Below are 19011 nucleotides of genomic sequence, written 5' to 3' on the forward strand. Positions count from 1 at the left end.
TGCGCGTAGACCTTGCTGGAAACCAGCCATGACTCGGGGGGAGTTGGCTTATGGACGGCACGGTCGACGGGTTCCGCTACGGTGCGGTGACTCCGGTGGCGGCCTATCTGATGGCCTGTCTGGGAGGGGCGCTGGGGCTGCGGTGCATCGTGCGCTCGCTGCTCGACGCGCGTTCCTGGAGGGCGGGCTGGCTGGCGTTAGGAGCGGCCTCCATCGGATGCGGCATCTGGACGATGCACTTCATCGCCATGATCGGTTTCCACGTGGAGGAGACCCGGGTCCGGTACGACGCGGCCACGACGGTGCTCAGTCTCGTCGTGGCCGTCGCCGTGGTGGGCATCGGCGTGTTCATCGTCGGCTTCCGCGGCACGAGCGGCGGCACGCTGGCGGTGGCCGGCGCGATCACCGGCCTGGGCGTGGCGGGCATGCACTACCTCGGCATGGCGGCGATGCGGCTGAACGGCGAGGTCGGCTACGACCCGGTCGGTGTCGCGATGTCCGTGCTGATCGCCATCGTTGCCGCGACAGCGGCGCTGTGGGCGGCCGTCACCATCCGCGGCTTCCTGACGAGCCTCGGGGCGAGCCTGGTGATGGGCGTGGCGGTGTCCGGGATGCACTACACGGGCATGGCCGCCGTCAGCGTCCATGTGCACGACATGACCGGCGGGACCTGGGAGGGCGACTCCCCCACGTCCCTGCTGCTGCCGATGCTGCTGGGGCCGGTCGTCTTCCTGCTGCTGGCCGGGGTCGTGGTGATGTTCGATCCGCTGCTGGTGCTGGGCGAGCGGTCCTCCGCCCCCCGGCCGGACTCCCCGGCCCCCAACTCCCCCGCCGGGAAGCGCCCTTCGTGGCGCGCGGCGGCATCGTCCGCGCGCGAACGGTGAACAGCCCGCCTGGGGGCGGGTCATGAGCCGGTTGTTACGGTGCACCGGTGTCTGACTCCTCACGCGATACCGCCGAAGGCGCCGGCTGGGGCACCACCGAACGAGGCGCGTACCAGCGGTTGATGCCGCCGAAGACCGAGAAGATCTCCTGGCTGAACCCCAGGATGCTGTGGATCGCCCGCAACGGCGTGCTCGCCTCCTGGTTCGGGGACCCCACCGGCGGGACGCGCAGCCGGTGGGTGGCGCAGCGGGCCGCCTCCGGCGCACCGGCCGACAAGGTGATCCGGCGCGATGACCCGGACCGGTTCTCGTTCCTGGTCATCGGCGACACCGGTGAGGGCGACGACCCCCAGTACGCCGTGGTACCGGGCCTTCTGAGCACCGGTCAGGACACCCGCTTCGCCGTGCTGGCCAGTGACGTGATCTACCCGGTGGGCAGTGCGGACGACTACGACACCAAGTTCTTCCGCCCCTACCGGGACTACCGGGCGCCGATCTACGCGATACCCGGCAACCACGACTGGTACGAGGACCTCGGCGGCTTCATGCGCGTCTTCTGCGACGACGCCCCGCCCCTGCCGCCCGAGCCCCGGCCGCGCCCGCTCACCCGGGCCTGGCTGCGGTCGCTGCTGTGGCACCGGCCGGGCCCGGACGACGGCCGGCGGCTCGCCGAGGCACGGGGGCAGCGCTCCGCCCCCGCCCAACAGGCCGTCCAGCCGGGTCCGTACTGGGCGATCGACGCCGGGCCGGTGCGGATCATCGGCATCGACACGGGTCTGCTCGGCACCCTCGACGCCGAGCAGGGCGCCTGGCTGCGCGAGGTCTCCCGAGGGCCCCGCCCGAAAATCCTCGTCACGGGCTCGCCGCTGTACGTGGACGGCCGGTGCGAGCCGTGCGCCATCGAAGGGGGCGGGACCGTCGACGCCATCGTTCGCGACCCGGACCACCACTACGTGGCGGCGATCGGCGGCGACATCCACAACTACCAGCGCTACCCGGTCCGGCTGGACGACGGCCGCATGCTCCAGTACGTCGTCGCGGGCGGGGGCGGCGCGTTCATGCACGCCACTCACACGATCCCCCGCGTCAACGTCGCCGGCGTCACCGAGCAGGACTTCCGCTGCTACCCGCTGCGCGGCGACTCCCTGGCCTTCTACAGCCGGCTCTACGGCCGCCGGCTGCGGATGCGCCGCTTCTTCACGCTCACCGAAGCCGAGGCGACGGCCGTGATCGCCGAGCGTCTCGGTATCAGGCCCACTCGGGCCCCGGGCGCCTCGACCCGCGTCACCCGGCGCGTCCGCCTGGTCGCCGGGCTGCTGGGCACCGGCCGCCGCCCCGACAAGGCGAAGCGGTTCCGGCTGCCCGTGCGGAAGATCTACACGTCGCTGTTCTCGCCGGGCTCGGCGACGTACAGCCCGCCGTTCTTCAAGTGCTTCCTGCGCCTTGACGTCTCCCCGGAGTCGGTCCGGCTGCGCTGCTACGCGGCCACCGGCAACCGCGCCCAGGAGGTCGACCCGCCGGTCGAGGACGAGGTGACGATCCCGCTGCGCTGACCGGGCGGGAACGGGAACAGCACGGGCCTCCGCCGGGGTGGCACCACCACAGGCCATTGAAGGTTCAATGATGGAGGGCTCGTGCCGCCGACCCCACGCCCGCTGCGCAAGCTGGGCTTCCTGACCATCGGACTGTTCGACGCGGCGGACCCGCGCCGAGGTCACGAGTCGACGCTGGAGATCATCGAACTCGGGGAACGGCTCGGCTTCGACAGCGCGTGGGTGCGTCACCGGCATCTGCAGTACGGCATCTCCTCCCCGGTCGCCGTCCTGTCGGCGGCGTCCCAGCGCACCCGCCGTATCGAGCTGGGCACGGCGGTCACCCCGCTCGGCTGGGAGAACCCGCTGCGGATGGCCGAGGACCTGGCCACCGTCGACCTGCTGTCGGGCGGCCGGCTCAACCCGGGCGTGAGCGTGGGCCCGCCCCTGCACTTCGACCAGGTCAAAGGCGCGCTCTACCCGGACACGGCCGATGCCGAGGACTTCGGTTACGGGCGCGTGGAGCGGCTGCTCGCGGCCGTGCGGGGCGAGCCGGTGACGGACTTCAGCGGGGTCGAGGGCTTCGAGGTCTTCTCGGACCGGGTGCAGCCGCAGTCCCCCGGCTTGGGGAGCCGTCTGTGGTACGGCGGCGGCAGCCTGCGCTCGGCCCGGTGGGCGGCCGAGCACGGCATGAACCTCCTCACCAGCAGTGTCGTCAAGGCCGAAGAGCCCGAGGGCCCCTACGACTTCGCGGAGATCCAGCTCGCCCAGATCCGCGCCTTCCGCGCCGCCCACCCCCACGGCGAGGCGGCCCGGGTCTCGCAGGGCATGGTCGTCATCCCCACGGACGGCGCCTCGCCCGAGCAGCGCGCACGCTACGAGGAGTACGCGGCCCAGCGCACTCCCCGGACAGTCTCACCCCAGGGCCCGGCACGGCTGCTGTTCGCGCCGGACCTGGTGGGCACCTCGGCGGAGATCGCCGAACGGCTGCACGCGCACGCCGCGTTCCGGGAGGTGGAGGAGGTGGCGTTCGCACTGCCCTTCACCTTCGAGCACGAGGACTACGTGCAGATCCTCACCGACATGGCGACGAAGCTGGGCCCGGCCCTGGGATGGCAACCGGGCCTGTGAGGGCGGTCCGTCGCTTCCGCCGGGCCGGTTCACCAGTGGCCCGGCGTGGTCCCGGTGATCGGCTCCGATGCCCTGCCGTCCACGCCGACGGGCACGTCCCCGGCGAGCATCACGCGGTGCATGATCCGGGGATGGTCGAGGTGGGCGGTGTCGCCGGGGGCGAGGTGCATGGTGGCCCGGTTGTCCCAGAACGCCACGCTGCCCGGCTCCCAGCGGAAGCGGACCGTGTACTCGGGCCGGACCGCCTGCTCCAGCAGCATCTCCAGGATCGCGGCGCTCTCGGGCCGGGAGAGGCCGGCGATCTGCTCGACGTAGTAGCCGTTGACGTACAGGATCCGCTCCCCCGTCTCCGGGTGGACGCGCACCAGGGGGTGCACCGAGGCGACCTGACGGTCCAGCAGGTGCCGGACGTACGCGTCGTCGCCGGGCCGTGGCTGGTAGCCGACGCCGAGCCGGTGCTCGGCCCGCAGCCCGTCGACGAACTGCCGGAGCGGCGCGGAGAGTCCGGCGTACGCCGCCGCCAGGTTGGACCAGGTGGTGTCGCCGCCGTAGGGCGGCACGGTCTCGGCGCGCAGGATCGTCGCGGCGGGCGGGTCGACGCGGGCGCCGTGGTCGCAGTGCCAGCCGCGCAGCAGGGTGTGCCGGCGGCGGCGCAGCCACTCGTCGTGCTCCATCCCGAACCGTCCGCCCAGCTCCAGCCGGTCGGCGGTCGTCTCGATCTCGGGGAAGTCCGGCGGTGAGGCCTTGCCCCGCCGGGGCAGCACGACGGTCTCCCCGAACCGGCGCGCGAAGGCCACGTGCCCGGCGTGGTCCAGCCGCTGCCCCCGGAAGAACACCACCTTCCACCGCAGCACCGCCGCCCTGATCGCGGCGACCACCGCGCCGTCGAGGTCGGCCGCCAGATCGACCCCGGCGATCTCGGCCCCGATGTACCCGGCGACCGGCCGCACCTCCACTCCGGCCTCCCGCGCCGCCTCGTCCGTCGTCCGGTTGTCCCTCGTCATGAGCGCTCCGCTGGTCGTGGGCGTGGTTCCCGTCCCGAAGATCGTGACAGTGATCTCCGTCGAGGGCGACCATGCCGGGACGAGCCGGTCGGGGCTGCCGGAAAACCGGTCGAGGCGGGCGGACCTCCGTGGGCAGCGTCAGGCCCCATGACCTTGACGGACCTGCCGGCGGGCTTCCGCGACGAGGAGCAGCGCGGGTACGTGCGCCGGGTAATCCACGACCGGCTCGCCGAACGGGCGGACGACGTCAGGGAGTTGAGGGTGACGCCCGGCGCGTCCGTCACCGGGTGGGCGCTGGTCCCACCGACGCGCGGCTGATCACGGGACAGGCCAGGCGCCGCACGGTTGCGGGCGGTGTCCGGCGGTGCCGATGGAGTCGAGGAGGAGACGCGTGGCCGCCTCCCCCGTGGCCCGGTGGGGCAGGGCGACGGTGGTGGGGGGCGGCGCAAGGTGGGCGGCCATGTGCTCCTGATCGTCGTAACCCACCACCGACAGGTCGCCGGGGACGGCGATGCCGAGGCGGGTCGCGGCGTGCAGGACGCCCGGCGACCCGGTCGTTGTAGGTGAAGATCCCGGTGGGCCGGGCCTCGGGCGGCGCGCCGTCGAGCAGGCGCGTGGCGCCTCGTGGCCGCCGGAGATCTCCCCTCCGGTCCGGACGACCCAGTCCCGGGGGACGGTGATGCCCTCGGCACGCAGCGCGTCGCGGAAGCCGCGCAGCCGCTCCACCGAGGCGATGTCGTCATTCCCTCCGACGATCGCGAGCCGCCGGTGCCCCTGCTCCGGCAGCAACCGGGCCGCGCTACGGCCGCCGGCGCGCTCGGCGGGGATCACGGCGGGCAGTGAGCCGTCCTCGGGCAGGCAGTTGGCCAGGACGGAGTGGGTGCGGTGCAGACCCTCGGGGACGCGGACGCTGCGCAGGGACATGGCCGCGTAGATGATGCCGTCTACGCGCCGGTCGAGGAGCTCGGCGACCGCCGCGTCCTCCTTGGCCGGGTCGCCGCCGGAGTCGACCGTGAGGACCAGGTGTTCGCCGGCCCAGGCGGTGCCCATGGCGCCGCGCAGCAGCCGCCCGGCGAAGGGTGAGGAGGCGATCTCGTCGGTGACCAGGCCGATCACGGCCGTACGGCTGCGGCGCAGGCCGCGGGCGACGGGGTCGGGCCGGTAGCCGGGCTGGGCGGCGGCCTGCCGGATGCGTTCCTGGGTGGCGGGCGAGAGGTTGCCGGCGGCGCGGCCGTTGAACACGAAGGACACGGCGGTGTGCGACACGCCGGCGAGCCGCGCGACGTCCCGCGAGGTGGGGCGCCCCGACCCCGTCACCGGCTTCTCCCTCGGCGCTGCCCATGCCGTCCGCCGTCCTCATCCCCCACGTGTCCGGTTGATCATCGCTCACCTCATCCGTGACGCTGGAGGGGCGACACAGCCGTACGCACACTCGACGGGAAGGTCCCACGGTGATCAGCATCCCGACCCACACGCTCAACGACGGTACGACGCTCCCCGCCCTGGGCCTGGGCACCTGGCCGCTCGGCGACGACGAGGCGCAGCAGGCGGTGCTCTCGGCCCTGGAGGCGGGCTACCGCCTGATCGACACGGCGGCGAACTACCGCAACGAGACGGGGGTCGGCCGCGGCGTGGCCTCCGGTGTGGTGCCGCGCGAGGAGATCGTCGTGACGACGAAGCTCCCGGGCCGGCACCACGGCTACGAGGAGACGCTCGCCTCCTTCGAGGAATCCCGGGCCCGCCTGGGCCTGGAGTACGTCGACCTGTACCTGATCCACTGGCCGCTGCCGCGCGTGGACCGGTACGTCGACGCGTGGAAGGCCATGATCAAGCTGCGCGAGGAGGGGCTCGTACGGTCGATCGGGGTCTCGAACTTCACGGCCGGGCACATCGAGCGGCTGGAGCGGGAGACCGGGGTGCTGCCCTCGGTCAACCAGATCGAGCTGCACCCGCTGCTGCCCCAGGACGAACTGCGCGCCTTCCACGCGGCCAAGGGCATCGCCACCGAGAGCTTGAGCCCGCTGGGCCGGGGCACGCCCCTGCTGGAGGATCCCGCCGTGGCGCGGATCGCCGAGGCGCACGGGGTGTCGCCCGGTCAGGTCGTGCTGCGGTGGCACACGCAGCTGGGCGCCGTGCCCATCCCGAAGTCGGCGAACCCGGAGCGGCAGCGGGCCAATATCGACGTCTTCGGCTTCGAGCTGGGCGAGGACGAGATGCGGGCCGTCGCGGACCGGGCGCAGCGGCGGGTCGGCGGGGACCCCGAGGTGCACGAGGAGTTCTGACGGGTACCCGGGGGCGCGCGAGGCAGGAAGGAGCCGCACGTGGCTGCCCGGGACCGGCTGCGGGACTACCGCGGCAAGCGGACTTCCGCCGGACCGGTGAGCCCCGGGGACGGGACGCGTCCGCCGGGGACACACCGCGTTTCGTGGTGCAGATCCATGACGCGAGCACGATGCACTTCGCCTTCCGGTTGCAGGTGGACGACGTGCTGAAGTCCTGGTCGATCCCGAAAGGCCCTTCGGCGGACCCGAAGGACAAGCGGCTGGCCCTGCCCACGGAGGACCATCCGCTGGGGAGTTCACGAATAGGTTGGGCCTGCGGTACGGGGAACGGTTTGAAATCGCTTCCCATCTGCTGTGTGATCGTTTCCCGTGGCTGGGACCGATTCAGTGTGCTCCTGCCTTTCACTCCTGAAGCCACGACGAAGCGTCCCGTCGACGATGATGAAGTTGCCCTCTCCCAGACCGACGAGGGCTTCGTGCAGGCCCGGCGCACATGCGGCCAGTACCTCCACGGTCTTGCCGACGTAGGGCCAGGTTGTCGCTTCCGACACTCCGAAACCGGCGGCCACCCGGGCGAGGGTCTCGTTCCTCCGCGGGTGGGCCAGAACCAGCAGGGCTTGCTGGGAAGCCCCCAACTTCCGCCAAGCCGATGGCGTGCTGGGTGAGATCACCACATCAACGACGGGGGGCTTCGCCATGTCATCCCATCTGACCAGCCCCTTTCATCCCCATGGCGCAGGATGAAAGAGGTTCAGTTACCGCGGGCGATCCACTCCGCGAGGTGGGGGGCTTCGGTGCCGATGATGGTGTTCTCGCCGTGTCGAGGAGGGCTGTCAAGTATTCGGCCCAGGTGCTGTTGGGGAACAGTTGGGGGTGGGGTCCGAGGGTACCGGTGAGCATGCGGCGGAACTGGGTGAGGCGTTCGCTGATCCAGGCTCGTTCCCAGTTCTCCAGTTCGGTCTCGTCCGCGCAGAAGTGGTAGTCGCGTTCGCGGGTCCACAGCAGGGGCGGCCCTTCGTTCTGCGCACAGACGTCTTTGATGAATCGTGAACGAGATGCCCGCCTAGCGGTGTTCCTTCGGCCAGTGCGACGCGGTCAGCCTGGCGGCCTCCACCCTGCTGAACGTCAGGCCGATGTCCTCGGCCAGCCGCATCAGGGACTGCCTGACCGTCCACTCCGGGTCCGCGATGCCTCCGCGGGGCCTGATCGGCTCGATCTCCAGAGCCCGGTCGCCGATCGTAAAGGAGCCCTGGCTCTGCTGTTCGACGACTTGCCGCAGCTCGGCGACGATCTGTTCGTAGCGGGACTGGCTGACGTTGCCGACCTTCTCGGTCTCCTCGGTCATGGTGCATCACCACTGACTGCGGGCCGGGGCACGGCACTTGGGGCCGTGACGGGACGGGGCCCGCTTCCTCAGCCGAGGATCGGGCCACGAACCAAGAGATCACAATGAGTAACCGTTTACACACGGGGCTCCCGATCCCCGCCGCGCGCGCTCGGCCGTCTGCGGCCGCACGCTCGCCCAGGTCGCCTCCGACGCGGCCGGGGGGTGAGGTCAGAACAGCGGTGTGAGTGACTGTTCGCACCAGATCGTCTTGCCCCGGGTGGTCTGCCGGCTCCCCCAGCGCTGGGTGAGCTGTGCGACCAGCAGCAGTCCGCGGCCGCCCTCGTCGTCCTGGTGCGCCCGCCGCAGGTGCGGGGAGGTCGAACTGCCGTCGGACACCTCGCAGATGAGGGTCTGGTCCCGGATCAGGCGGAGCTGGATGGGCGGGGCACCGTACCGGATGGCGTTGGTGACCAGTTCGCTGACGACGAGTTCGGTGACGAAGGCCGTCTCGTCCAGGCCCCACGCGGTGAGCTGGTCGGTGGCGGCCTGCCGGGTGGCGGCCACCTCCGCCGGGTCGGGGGTGACGTCCCAGGTGGCGACCTGGTCGGCGCCCAGCGCCCGGGTCCGGGCCAGCAGCAGGGCCACGTCGTCGCCGGGCTCCTCCGGCAGGACGGCCTTCAGTACGGTGTCGCACAGGGCGTCCAGCGAGTCGGCGGGCACGGTCAGGGCCCGGCACAGCTCGTCGGTGGCGTGGTCGACGTCGCGGTCGCGGCCCTCGATGAGCCCGTCGGTGTAGAGGGCGACGACGGAGCCCGCGGGCAGCTGGAGCTCGGTCGCCTCGAACGGCAGCCCTCCCACGCCCAGCGGGGGCCCCGCACTCATGGGGATCAGCCGGGCGGATCCGTCGGGCAGCACCAGCGCGGGTGCGGGGTGCCCGGCGGCGGCCAGGTTCAGTCGGCGCGTGACCGGGTCGTAGACGGCGTAGAGGCAGGTCGCACCCAGCTCGGCGACCTCGTCGCCCTGGTCGTCCGAGGCGAGGTGGGTGACCAGGTCGTCGAGGTGGGTGAGGAGTTCGTCCGGCGGCAGGTCCACGTCGGCGAGGGTGCGGACGGCCGTGACCAGCCGGCCCATGGTCGCCGTGGAGGGGATGCCGTGCCCCACGACGTCCCCCACGACCAGCGCGACGCGGCTGCCGGACAGCGGGATCACGTCGAACCAGTCGCCGCCGATACCGGCCGCCGAGCCGGAGGGCAGGTAGCGGTGGGCGACCTGGACGGCGGCCTGGCCGGGCAGCCCCTTGGGCAGCAGGCTGTGCTGGAGGGCGAGGGCGGTGGTGCGTTCGCGGGCGAAGCGACGGGCGTTGTCGACGCAGACCGCGGCCCGGCTGGCGAGTTCCTCGGCGAACACCGCGTCGTCGTCGGCGTAGTCGTCGGGCTGCGCCACCCGCACGGCCACGGCGACGCCGAGTGTGGTGCCGCGGGCCCGCAGCGGTACTGCCATCATCGAATGGACGCCCTGGCGGTAGGGGCGTCCTTCCGGGGCGCGGGAATTGCGCTCGGCGACCCAGCGCATGAAGGCCGGCTCCCCCGCCTGGCTGATGATGGCCCGGCCCTCCCGCATCGCCCGGGCGATCGGTGAGAACGAGGGGTAGACGTCGACTTCCCCCACGTGGACGGCCGCTTCCGGGGTGCCCTCGGTGACGGATCCGTGGGCGACCCGCCGCAGTGTGATCTCCTCGGCCGACACCGCCGGGGCCTCGTCCGAGCCGAGCACCCAGTCGAACAGGTCCACGCTCGCGAAGTCCGCGAACCGGGGCACCACGACCCCGATCAGCTCCTCGGCGGTGCGGACCACGTCCAGGGTGGTGCCGATGGCGGCGGCGGCCTCGTTCAGCAGGGCGAGGCGCTGTCTGGCCCAGTACTGCTCGGTGCTGTCGAACGCGGCCAGGGCGGTCCCCACGAGTGCGCCCGCGGCATCCCGTACCGGCCACATCTCGGTGACCCAGGCGTGCTCCCGGTTGAGGGACGGCGCGCCGGTGTAGCTCTCGTACCGCAGCGGCCGGCCCGTCTCGACGACGTGCCGCAGGTGCCAGTTGAAACCGCGGCTGTGCTCCGCCTCCTCCACCGTCTCGGGGAAGTGCCGGCCGAGCAGGGTCTCCTCGGACACGCCCATCACATGGCAGGCGGCGTCGTTGAGCCGCACGTAGCGCTGGCTGGTGTCGAAGACGGACATCGACATGGACGCCTGCTGGAAGGCGCGCCCCGCGAGGGACGTCTCCCCGGGGCCGGGGGGCGACGCGGTGATCACGTACCCGCTCGCTTCTCCGTCCGGGCCCGTCACGGCGCAGGCGCTGACGCGGAGCCCGACGAGGTAGCCGTCGCGGTGCCGCACCATGACGGTGCCGGAGCGCGCGGACACCGCCTCGGGCGGCACGGTCTCGGCGAGCAGTTCCCGGGCGGCACGGCCCAGGGCCTCATCGGCCGGGTAGCCGGTCAGCCGCCGGGCACCCTCGCTCCACCCCGTCAGAATGCCGCGGGCGTCGATGATCGCAGCAGCGGAGGCGTCCTCCATATCGTCCAGGATTATCCCTTTGCCGCCCTGTATCAACCGCGACGCAGCATTCGTGGCCGGGTCAGGGCCGGTGGGCGCGCAGCGCGGTGAGCGCCCGGTCGGCGTGCGCGTTCATGCGCAGTTCGCTGCGGACGACGTCGAGGACGGTGCGGTCCTGCGCTATGACGAACGTGGTGCGCTTGGTGGGGGCCAGGGAGAAGCCGCGTTTCACTCCGAACCGCTCGCGGACCGCGCCGTCGGCGTCGGACAGCAGCGGCATGCCGAGGCCGTGCCGGCCGGCGAACTCCTGCTGGCGCTCGACGTCGTCACCGCTGATGCCGACGGGCCGGGCGCCGACGGCCGCGAACTCGGCGGCGAGGTCGCGGAAGTGGCAGGCCTGGGCGGTGCAGCCGGGGGTCAGGGCGGCCGGGTAGAAGAAGAGCACGACGGGCCCCTCGGCGAGCAGCCCGGTCAGGGTGCGGACGGTACCGGTCTCGTCGGGCAGGGCGAAGTCCTCGACCGTGTCCCCGGTCTCCACGCGCGCGGTCACGACCTGCCCTCCGCGTTCCGGGCGACGCCGCGGGCCCAGAGCACCAGGGGCACCTGCAGGGGGAGGCGGGCGAAGGCGGCGGTCTTCTGCGGGGTGGGGCGGTGGCGCCAGTCGGCGGCCATCTTGACGTTGGCGGGGAACACCCCGACGAAGAAGGCGGCCGTGGCCAGCGCGGCGGCCTTGCGGGTGCGCGGCAGCGCCAGGCCGGCGGCCAGCGCGAGCTCGGCGGCTCCACTGGCGTAGGTCCAGGCCCTCGGTGTGCCGGGCAGGCCCCGCGGGATGGTCGCGTCGAACGGGCGTGGGGTGGCGAAGTGGGCGACGCCCGCGGTGGCCAGGAGGCCGGCGAGCAGTAGGGGCGAGCGTTCGGACCGGGACACGGTTCCTCCTCTGAAGGCCTGCCGCGCATTATTACCGGACGGTAGTCAGGTCGGTTCACCGGGTCCCTGAGTGCCGGTGGTGGCTGCCCGGCGTGTAGCCGAAGGAGCGGCGGAAGACGTCGATGAAGGCGCTGGCGGAGGACCAGCCGCAGCGGTGGGCGACGGTTGTGACGGGCAGGCCGTCGGCCAGCATCCGCAGGGCGTGGTAGAGCCGCGACTGGGTGCGCCACTGCGGGAACGTCATGCCGAACTCGCCGCGGAAGAGCCGGCTGAGGGTCCGCTCCCCCACCCCGGTCGCGGCCCCGAGCTCGGCGAGGGTGCGCACGTCGGACGGGTCGGCGTGCACGAGCGCGCAGACGGCGGTCAGGCGCGGGTCCGTGGGGGTGGGCAGGCGCAGCGGCTGCTGGGGCGACAGGCGCAGCTGATCGCGCAGGACGGCGCGCAGGCGACGACGCTCGGGGCTGTCGTCGCCGGGGTCGCGGGTGTAGGCGAGGATCAGCTCGCGCAGCAGCGGGCTGACGGCGAGGACGGCCGGATGGTCGAGGCCGAGGGGGTTGTCGTCGGCGGGCAGGCCGACCAGGTGCAGGTCGAGCCGGCCGTGGGCGCGGTGGGCGTGCACGGTGCCGGCGGGGACCCAGATGGCGCGGGTGCCGGGTGCGAACCAGGTGCCGGCGTCGGTGGTGACGGCGACGACTCCGGCGCCGGCGTAGACGATCTGGTGGTCGTCGTGCCGGTGCGCATTGATGCGGTCGCCGGCGGTGAGCCGCTGGGTGCGGGTCGGGGCCGTCGGAGTGTGGCGGATGTTCGGCACAGTACGGCAGATTATCGGAAGCGGGCCAGGCCCTTCGCGGACGACGATCGCCAGATGACCGCTTCGAGGCAAGGCCGACCCGTCGCCCTGATGTCCCTGGGGCACGCCTGCGTGGATGTGTACCAGGGGGCCGTGGCCGCGCTGGTTCCGTACTTCGTCGCCGAGCGTGCCTACTCCTACGCCGCCGCTTCCGGTGTCGTCCTGGCGGCGTCCCTGCTGTCGTCGCTGGTGCAGCCGCTGTTCGGGGTGCTCACCGACCGGTGGGCGATGCCGTGGCTGCTGCCGCTGAGCGCGCTGACGGCCGGGGCGGGAGTCTCCCTGAGCGGGGTGACCGGCTCCTACGCCCTGACGCTGGCGGTCGTGGCCGTGTCGGGGGTGGGTGTGGCCGCCTACCATCCGGAGGCCGCCCGGGCGGCGCGGGCCGTCGCGCAGGGCCGGCACACGGCGATGGGCTGGTTCTCCTTCGGCGGCAACGCCGGCTTCGCCCTGGCGCCCCTGCTGGTCTTCGCCGTGGTGGCCACGGGCGGGCTGCGCGCCTCTCCCCTCCTGGTCGTCCCGGCCCTGGCGGGGGCGGCGCTGTGCGCGGCGGCGATGCGCTCGGCGGGCTCCGGCGCCGGGAGTCCCCCCGCGTCCGCCGCCGTGGCCGAGGACGACTGGAGGTCCTTCCTGCGGCTGTCCGGGGCCGTGGTCTGCCGCTCCGTGGTGTTCGTGGGCTTGAGCACGTTCGTCTCGCTGTACGTGCGGGAGCGCACCGGTGGCGGTGCGGCGGCCGGTACGGCGGCCCTGTTCGTGCTCTACGCCGGCGGCGCGGCCGGCACGCTGCTTGGGGGCCGGCTGGCCGAGCGGTACGGCCGGATGGCGGTGGTGCGCCGGTCGTACGCCCTGACGGTCCTGGCCGTCGCCGGGCTGGTCCTGGTGCCCGGGCCGCCGGTGTACCTGTTCGTGGCGCTGACGTCGGCGGGTCTGTATGTGCCGTTCTCGCTGCACATCACGCTGGGCCAGGATTTCCTGCCCCGGCGCGTGGGGACCGCGAGCGGGGTCACGCTGGGCCTGACCGTGAGCGTCGGCGGCCTCGCGGCTCCCGCGCTCGGGGCGCTGGCCGACGCGACGTCCCTGCGGTCGGCCCTGCTGCCGCTCATCGCGCTGCCCGCGCTGGGCCGGCTGCTGCTGTGCGGCCTGCGCGAGCCGGCACCGCCGGGCACGGCAGCGGCCGAGCGGGCAGATTCGCGTGATCCGGCGGCACGGTGACCGGGGATCAGGCCCTGACGGCCGGGGCCGGGCCGGGATCGGCTTCCTCGTCGACGGCGTGGGCGAGGAAGCCGTCGACCATGCGGTGGAAGAGCGTCGCGAGCTGCCGCAGTTCCTCCGGGGACCAGCCCGAGAGGGCCACCTGCATGCCGCGGACGCCGGCCTCGCGGATCCTGGCGATGGCCTCGCCCCCGGCGTCGGTGAGCTCGATGCGCTGGGCGCGGCGGTCGTCCGGGTCGGGGACGCGGGTGACGTACCCGGACTTCTGCAACTGCTGCACCGTCCGCGTGACGTGCGAGGCCTCCACGCCCAGCCGGGCGGCGAGCTCCCCCGGCCGCTGTGGCTCGCAGTCGGCGATCTGCCGCAGCAGGGCGACGGCGGCGCGGTCGAGCGGCACGCCCGCCAGGGCCATGAGCCGTTCGTGCCGGCGGGCGCGGGTGCTCAGGTAGGTGATGCGGGTGAGCGCACGCTCGATCTCGGTCACTTCCGGGGAGGGGGCCTCGGGGAGCGGTGGTGTGGGCATGAGCACCACGGTACCATCTCGTTGCGTAACTCAAGTAAATCGAGCCGTTCACGCCGTTCGCCGAACATTCTTCGCGCCGTTCGTCGAGCGTTCACGCCGTTCGCCGAGCGCTCACCCCGTTCAGGGGAAACAGCAGGAGAACACGCGTGGCGGGGCGCCGGTCCGTCGACACCTCACCCGTGGACCTGCCGCTGATCCCGCCCATGCTCGCCACGTCCGGCACCCTGCCATCCGCCGCGCAGGACGCGCGCTGGGCCTACGAGACCAAACAGGACGGCCAGCGGGTGGTGGTCTACCTGCCGGGGGACGGCAGGGTGCTGCTGCGCGCCCGCTCCGGTGACGACATCACGGCCGCCTACCCCGAACTGCGGCCGCTGGGCACCGCCCTCGGCGCCACGCCCGCCGTCCTGGACGGCGAGATCATGGCCCTGGACGACCAGGGCCGCGCCAGTTTCCAGTTGCTGCAGTCCCGGATGGGCCTGGCCCACGCCCCCGCCAGGGCCGCGCGGCGGGCGGCGGAGGTCCCGGTCCATCTCGTGCTGTTCGACCTGATGCACCTGCGGAACGACTCACTCCTCCGGCTCCCCTACGCACGACGCCGTGCGGCCCTGGAGGACCTCGGCCTGACAGGACCCTCCTGGTCGACCCCGCGCGCACTCGTCGGCCACGGCGCCGATGCCCTGCGCGCCACCCAGGAGCACGGCCTGGAGGGCCTGGTCTGCAAGCGGCTCGACTCGGTGTACGAACCGGGGGTGCGCTCCCGGGCCTGGATCAAGATCCGCAACATGCGCACCGAGGACGTCCTGGTCGGCGGCTGGCAGCCCGGCAAGGGGCGGCTCACCGGCCTGCCCGGCGCGGTGCTGGTCGGACAGCGTGCGGCGGGACGGCTGCGCTACGTCGGCAGCGTGGGCACCGGCTGGAGCGAGGCCGAACGCACCGAACTCGCCGCACTGCTGGGGGCCGCCGCGAGTGACGTCTGCCCCTTCGACCCCGCCCCGCGCGCTCCGGGCGCGCACTGGGTCGCGCCCCGCCTGGTCGGCGAGGTCCGCTACAGCACCCGAACCCGGGAGGGGTTGCTGCGGCAGCCGTCCTGGCTGCGACTCCGGCCCGATCTCGCACCCGAGGAGGCCGCGGCCGACATCCCGGACGACATGGTCTGAAACGACGGCCGGCCCCAACTATTGGGCTCCGATTCACCGTTCGGATCCTCCATCGGTCTTGGCATGAACGCGTTCAACCTGGAAGCTGAACCTCCCTTTCCCCCACAGCCGTTGTGGCTGCGCCCGGACCGAGGAGGACGCAGTGTCGTCACGCCCGTTCGCCCACCGCAGGAGATGGATCATCGGAGCGGCCGGTGCCGCCGCCCTCGTCCTCGCCTCCCCCGCCACGGCCTTCGCCGCCCCACCGTCGGCGCTGCCCGCCAACGCGGACGCCCTGGAGCAGACGTACCAGCCCGCCTACGACTACGACACCGACGGCTGCTACTCCACGCCCGCGATCGGCCCGGACGGCACCGTGAACGGCGGGCTCAACCCGACCGGCGCCCTGAACGGCAACTGCCGGGACGCCTCGGACCTCGACAACACCAACGGCTACGCGCGCTCCAAGTGCAACAACGGCTGGTGCGCCATCCTGTACGCCCTCTACTTCGAGAAGGACCAGGCCGTGGCCGGCAGCGGCATCGGAGGGCACCGGCACGACTTCGAGCACGTCGCGGTGTTCGTACAGGACAACCAGGTCAAGTACGTGTCGACGTCCAACCACGGCGGGTTCACCGTGCACGCGGCGTCCGCGATCCGCTTCGACGGCACGCACGCGAAGATCGTCTACCACAAGGACGGCGTCAGAACACACTGCTTCCGCGCCGCGAACGGGAACGACGAGCCGCCGGAGAACCACAAGCGCAGCTGGCAGTACCCGGCGCTGGTCGGCTGGAACGGCTACCCGGCCGGGGTCCGCGACAAGCTCACGTCGTACGACTTCGGCAGCGCCAACTTCGGCCTGAAGGACGGCAACTTCGCCAACCACCTCGCCAAGGCCAAGCCCTCCGGCATCCCCTTCGACCCGTACGCCTGACCGCACCGGCCCGGCCGGAGGCCCTAGGCCTCCGGTGGGGCCCGCGTTCCGCCCCGCGCCCGATCCCCCGGCGCGGGGCGGCCGCATAGCGTCCCGGCATGGACACGCACGACACGACAGGGACCCTCGAAGACGCCCTCGGGCGTCTTCACGCCTCGGGGCCGGAGCGGCTCGGCCGGCTCACCAATCACGCCCCGATGGTCGTGGAGGTGCTCGCCGCGCACGGCCGGGCGGACGCCGTGCACCGGTGGCTGGACCTGTACCGGCACAAACTGGAGGACCTGCCCCGGCCCGTCGCTCCCGTGACCGACGCCGACTGGCGTGCGGCGCTGGGCGATCCGCGCCGCGCCGCCGACTGGATCGGGTACTTCGGCCGGGCGCTCGCCGAGCAGCCGTGGCGGGACGTCCTCGCCGTGTGGTGGCCGCGGCTGCTGCCCGGGATGTACGGCGGCTCCACGCATCCGGTCATCCGCGTCGGGCATGCCGTACGGGCCCTGGAAGCCCGCGAGAACGCGCCGCGGCTCGCCGAACTCGCGCACGGGCTGGGCTACTGGGCCGCCCGGCACCGGCCCGTCTCCGGCATCGCGGCCCTGCCGGCGGCGCCGAGTGCCGCGCGGTCCCTGGACCGCCGTGCCGCCCCTCGCCGACCCCCGGGGCGGATTCCCCGACCGGCTGGCAGCCGTACGGCGGTTGCCGCTGTGGGCGGACGACGCCACCGACCCGGACACGGCCCGGGACCGCCTCGTCGAACTGGTCCGGGCCGCGACCCACCGCTACGCCACCCACGGCCACGGCGAGGCGACGATGCTGGTGCACGCGGCGACCGCGCCCAACGCCGTCCTGCGCACCCTCGGCTCCCTGCCCCGCCCGCTGTGGGCGCCGAGCCTGCGCGCGGCGTGGACGGCGTCCGCGGCCGTCACCGCCATGTACGCCACCGCCGGGCCCGTCGCGGAGGTCCCCGCACCCCGGTGCACCGCGCAGGAGGTGCTGGAACGGGCCCTCGCGCATGGGGACGAGCACGTCGTGAAGCTCACGGACACCGCTCTCGACGTCGGCGACGAGCGGGCCCTCGCCGCTGCCCTGCGGGCGGGGGAACTGAGCGACCCGCTCGTCCCGAACTGACGCCCGATACCCGGCAGTCGGAGGAGGTACGGGACGGACGCCCCCGCGCAAGGGTCTATCGTGTCCGCATGTCCGTCCCCGAACTGATTCGCATCGTCTCCCGCGACTCCCCCATGGCCCTCGCCCAGGTGGAGCGCGTCCGCGCCGAGTTGGCCGTCGCCCATCCCGGAGTGCGCACCGAGGTCGTGCCGGTGAAGACCACCGGCGACAAGTGGATGGGCGATCTGTCCCAGGTCGAGGGCAAGGGCGCGTTCACCAAGGAGGTCGACGCGGCGCTGCTGGCCGGCGAGGCCGACCTCGCCGTGCACTGCGTGAAGGACGTGCCCGCCGACCGGCCGCTGCCCGCGGGCACGGTGTTCGCCGCGTTCCTCAAGCGGGACGACATCCGCGACGCCCTGATCCACCCGGGCGGGCTCACCCTGGACGAGCTGCCGGCCGGGACGCGGATCGGCACCTCCTCGGTGCGCCGCGTCGCGCAACTGGCCGCCACGCACCCCCACCTGGAGTGCGTGCCGTTTCGCGGCAACGCCAACAAGCGTCTGGCGAAGCTGGCCGCCGGCGAGGCGGACGCCCTGCTGCTCGCGGTCTCCGGCCTGGAGCGCATCGGCCGGGAGGACGTGATCAGCGAGATCCTCTCCACCGAGACGATGATGCCGCCCATCGGTGCGGGCGTGCTGGCGCTGCAGTGCCGCGAGACAGACGCCGCGCTGATCGACGCGGTGAGCGGCCTGGGCGACCCGGACACCTACCGGGAGACCACCGCCGAGCGCATGTTCCTGCATGTGCTGCAGGGGCACTGCAACAGCCCCATCGCCGGGTTCGCTCAGGTGGACCGCAGTGGCGAACTGTCCCTGCGGGCCTGTGTGTTCACCCCGGACGGCAAGACCAGGCTGAACGCCCACGAGTGGGCGGGCCGGCTCGACCCCGCCACGCTCGGCACCTCGGTCGCCGTGGCCCTGCTGCGCCAGGGCGCCCGCGAGATCATCGACGGCATCCCGCACTGACCTCCGCGCCACCCTGACACGGGATCAGGCGGTGCCTTCCTCCGCCTGGTCCCGCAGGAAGACGCTCACCTGGTGCGCCAGGCTGTCCCGCACCGGACCCTGCCGGGACCCGGCAGGGCCCTCGTGCGCCCCGATGCCGCCCGCCCACAGCCGGCGCCCGGTCCACTCCTCCTCGACGCGCAACTGCACCTGGACGTCCACGAGGCTCAGGGACGCCTCGGCGCCGGCGGCGTACAGCACGGCGGTGGCGCGGCGCAGCGGATAGACGTCGAAGCCCTCGATGAACTGCGAGTTGCGCCAGTCGATGAAGGCGCTCTCCCCGTCCGGGCCGAGCCGCACGTCGATCTGGCCGTCCTCGAGGTGGACGCCGAGATGGCGGCTGCCGCGGTTCTCGACCGTCACGCGGAGGCAGAAGTAGGTCAGTCCCTCGGCGGCGTCGTCCCGGCCGCGGGGCGGCTCGGCCGGTTCCAGACGGTGGACGCGGACGCGCAGACCGGCATGCTCGTCGTACTCCTGCCAGTCCCCGACCACGTTCGGCTCGTACACGCTGCACCTCTCGACCTCTGGAAGCTGCTTCCTATCTGTGGTCT

Annotated in this window: 18 protein-coding genes and 3 pseudogenes; 11 read left to right on the forward strand and 10 right to left on the reverse strand. The window is 72.9% G+C overall.

The window, feature by feature from the left end; all coding sequences use genetic code 11:
• Nucleotides 1–50 precede the first annotated feature (50 nt).
• The 3 genes from A4E84_RS01975 (at nt 51) to A4E84_RS01985 (ending at nt 3547) form a co-directional block, all read left to right on the forward strand.
• Nucleotides 51–884, forward strand: a complete 834-nt coding sequence (locus tag A4E84_RS01975; RefSeq protein WP_062924874.1) for an MHYT domain-containing protein — start codon at nt 51–53, stop codon at nt 882–884.
• Nucleotides 885–931: 47 nt separating this feature from the next.
• A complete protein-coding gene (locus A4E84_RS01980) occupies nt 932–2437 on the forward strand; it encodes a metallophosphoesterase family protein (RefSeq protein ID WP_062924875.1) in 1506 nt (501 codons plus the stop codon).
• 81 nt (nt 2438–2518) lie between these two features.
• Entirely contained in the window at nt 2519–3547 is a 1029-nt protein-coding gene (locus A4E84_RS01985) for an LLM class flavin-dependent oxidoreductase (RefSeq protein ID WP_062924876.1), read from the forward strand.
• Between the two features lie 29 nt (nt 3548–3576).
• On the opposite strand, the gene A4E84_RS01990 is transcribed toward A4E84_RS01985, so the two are convergent.
• A complete protein-coding gene (locus A4E84_RS01990; protein WP_062924877.1) occupies nt 3577–4551 on the reverse strand; it encodes a TauD/TfdA dioxygenase family protein in 975 nt (324 codons plus the stop codon).
• A gap of 147 nt (nt 4552–4698) precedes the next feature.
• Here A4E84_RS01990 and A4E84_RS42795 point away from each other — a divergent pair, with 147 nt between their 5' ends.
• Nucleotides 4699–4869, forward strand: a complete 171-nt coding sequence (locus tag A4E84_RS42795) for a hypothetical protein (RefSeq protein ID WP_159029545.1) — start codon at nt 4699–4701, stop codon at nt 4867–4869.
• Here A4E84_RS42795 and A4E84_RS01995 read toward each other — a convergent pair whose 3' ends face one another.
• Nucleotides 4870–5868 carry a LacI family DNA-binding transcriptional regulator gene (locus A4E84_RS01995; protein WP_237304787.1) on the reverse strand — a complete coding sequence of 333 codons (999 nt, stop codon included), beginning with the start codon at nt 5866–5868 and terminating at the stop codon, nt 4870–4872.
• A gap of 134 nt (nt 5869–6002) precedes the next feature.
• Between A4E84_RS01995 and A4E84_RS02000 the strand changes: the two genes are divergently transcribed.
• Nucleotides 6003–6833: an aldo/keto reductase gene (locus A4E84_RS02000; protein ID WP_062924878.1), complete on the forward strand. Its 831-nt coding sequence runs from the start codon at nt 6003–6005 to the stop codon at nt 6831–6833.
• 39 nt (nt 6834–6872) lie between these two features.
• Nucleotides 6873–7123, forward strand: a pseudogene (locus A4E84_RS40240) (DNA polymerase ligase N-terminal domain-containing protein); the annotation flags it as partial.
• 125 nt (nt 7124–7248) lie between these two features.
• Here the strand turns inward: A4E84_RS40240 and A4E84_RS44200 are convergent.
• From A4E84_RS44200 to A4E84_RS02025, 6 genes and pseudogenes are all read right to left on the reverse strand, one after another.
• A pseudogene (locus tag A4E84_RS44200) lies at nt 7249–7477 on the reverse strand (helix-turn-helix domain-containing protein); the annotation flags it as partial.
• Nucleotides 7478–7896: 419 nt separating this feature from the next.
• A complete protein-coding gene (locus A4E84_RS02005) occupies nt 7897–8178 on the reverse strand; it encodes a hypothetical protein (protein ID WP_062924879.1) in 282 nt (93 codons plus the stop codon).
• A gap of 210 nt (nt 8179–8388) precedes the next feature.
• Entirely contained in the window at nt 8389–10731 is a 2343-nt protein-coding gene (locus A4E84_RS02010; RefSeq protein ID WP_062924880.1) for an ATP-binding SpoIIE family protein phosphatase, read from the reverse strand.
• Nucleotides 10732–10792: 61 nt separating this feature from the next.
• On the reverse strand, nt 10793–11260 hold the full coding sequence (locus A4E84_RS02015; RefSeq protein WP_062924881.1) for a peroxiredoxin: 468 nt from the start codon (nt 11258–11260) through the stop codon (nt 10793–10795).
• Entirely contained in the window at nt 11257–11637 is a 381-nt protein-coding gene (locus A4E84_RS02020; protein WP_062924882.1) for a DoxX family protein, read from the reverse strand. Before A4E84_RS02020 ends, A4E84_RS02015 begins: the two co-directional genes overlap by 4 nt.
• Nucleotides 11638–11692: 55 nt before the next feature.
• Nucleotides 11693–12448, reverse strand: coding sequence for an AraC family transcriptional regulator (locus tag A4E84_RS02025; protein ID WP_062924883.1), 756 nt, complete (start codon nt 12446–12448; stop codon nt 11693–11695).
• Between the two features lie 54 nt (nt 12449–12502).
• Between A4E84_RS02025 and A4E84_RS02030 the strand changes: the two genes are divergently transcribed.
• The gene (locus A4E84_RS02030) at nt 12503–13696 is read left to right on the forward strand and encodes an MFS transporter (RefSeq protein ID WP_062924884.1); all 1194 of its coding nucleotides are present in this window, start codon (nt 12503–12505) and stop codon (nt 13694–13696) included.
• A gap of 7 nt (nt 13697–13703) precedes the next feature.
• On the opposite strand, the gene A4E84_RS02035 is transcribed toward A4E84_RS02030, so the two are convergent.
• Nucleotides 13704–14219 (reverse strand): MarR family winged helix-turn-helix transcriptional regulator, encoded by a 516-nt coding sequence (locus A4E84_RS02035; RefSeq protein WP_062931237.1) that lies wholly within the window; start codon nt 14217–14219, stop codon nt 13704–13706.
• A gap of 179 nt (nt 14220–14398) precedes the next feature.
• On the opposite strand from A4E84_RS02035, the gene ligD reads away from it, so the two are divergent.
• The 4 genes and pseudogenes from ligD (at nt 14399) to hemC (ending at nt 18421) form a co-directional block, all read left to right on the forward strand.
• On the forward strand, nt 14399–15379 hold the full coding sequence (ligD, locus tag A4E84_RS02040) for a non-homologous end-joining DNA ligase (RefSeq protein ID WP_062931238.1): 981 nt from the start codon (nt 14399–14401) through the stop codon (nt 15377–15379).
• 142 nt (nt 15380–15521) lie between these two features.
• Nucleotides 15522–16295, forward strand: coding sequence for an NPP1 family protein (locus A4E84_RS02045; RefSeq protein ID WP_062924885.1), 774 nt, complete (start codon nt 15522–15524; stop codon nt 16293–16295).
• 98 nt (nt 16296–16393) lie between these two features.
• Nucleotides 16394–17417: pseudogene (locus A4E84_RS02050) on the forward strand (questin oxidase family protein).
• Between the two features lie 68 nt (nt 17418–17485).
• The gene (hemC, locus tag A4E84_RS02055; protein WP_062924886.1) at nt 17486–18421 is read left to right on the forward strand and encodes a hydroxymethylbilane synthase; all 936 of its coding nucleotides are present in this window, start codon (nt 17486–17488) and stop codon (nt 18419–18421) included.
• A 24-nt stretch (nt 18422–18445) separates the two neighbouring features.
• Here the strand turns inward: hemC and A4E84_RS02060 are convergent, their stop codons facing one another.
• Nucleotides 18446–18967, reverse strand: a complete 522-nt coding sequence (locus tag A4E84_RS02060) for a hypothetical protein (protein ID WP_062924887.1) — start codon at nt 18965–18967, stop codon at nt 18446–18448.
• Nucleotides 18968–19011 lie beyond the last annotated feature (44 nt).

The organism is Streptomyces qaidamensis, from assembly GCF_001611795.1.
GTDB classification, from domain to species: domain Bacteria; phylum Actinomycetota; class Actinomycetes; order Streptomycetales; family Streptomycetaceae; genus Streptomyces; species Streptomyces qaidamensis.

Excerpts from the sequence above, each read along its gene's own strand:
- A4E84_RS02005 (WP_062924879.1), bottom strand. The coding sequence starts at position 8,178 with ATGACCGAGGAGACCGAGAAGGTCGGCAACGTCAGCCAGTCCCGCTAC.
- A4E84_RS02030 (WP_062924884.1), top strand. The coding sequence starts at position 12,503 with ATGACCGCTTCGAGGCAAGGCCGACCCGTCGCCCTGATGTCCCTGGGG.
- hemC (WP_062924886.1), top strand. The coding sequence starts at position 17,486 with ATGTCCGTCCCCGAACTGATTCGCATCGTCTCCCGCGACTCCCCCATG.
- A4E84_RS01990 (WP_062924877.1), bottom strand. The coding sequence starts at position 4,551 with ATGACGAGGGACAACCGGACGACGGACGAGGCGGCGCGGGAGGCCGGA.
- A4E84_RS01975 (WP_062924874.1), top strand. The coding sequence starts at position 51 with ATGGACGGCACGGTCGACGGGTTCCGCTACGGTGCGGTGACTCCGGTG.
- A4E84_RS02010 (WP_062924880.1), bottom strand. The coding sequence starts at position 10,731 with ATGGAGGACGCCTCCGCTGCTGCGATCATCGACGCCCGCGGCATTCTG.
- A4E84_RS02035 (WP_062931237.1), bottom strand. The coding sequence starts at position 14,219 with ATGCCCACACCACCGCTCCCCGAGGCCCCCTCCCCGGAAGTGACCGAG.
- A4E84_RS42795 (WP_159029545.1), top strand. The coding sequence starts at position 4,699 with ATGACCTTGACGGACCTGCCGGCGGGCTTCCGCGACGAGGAGCAGCGC.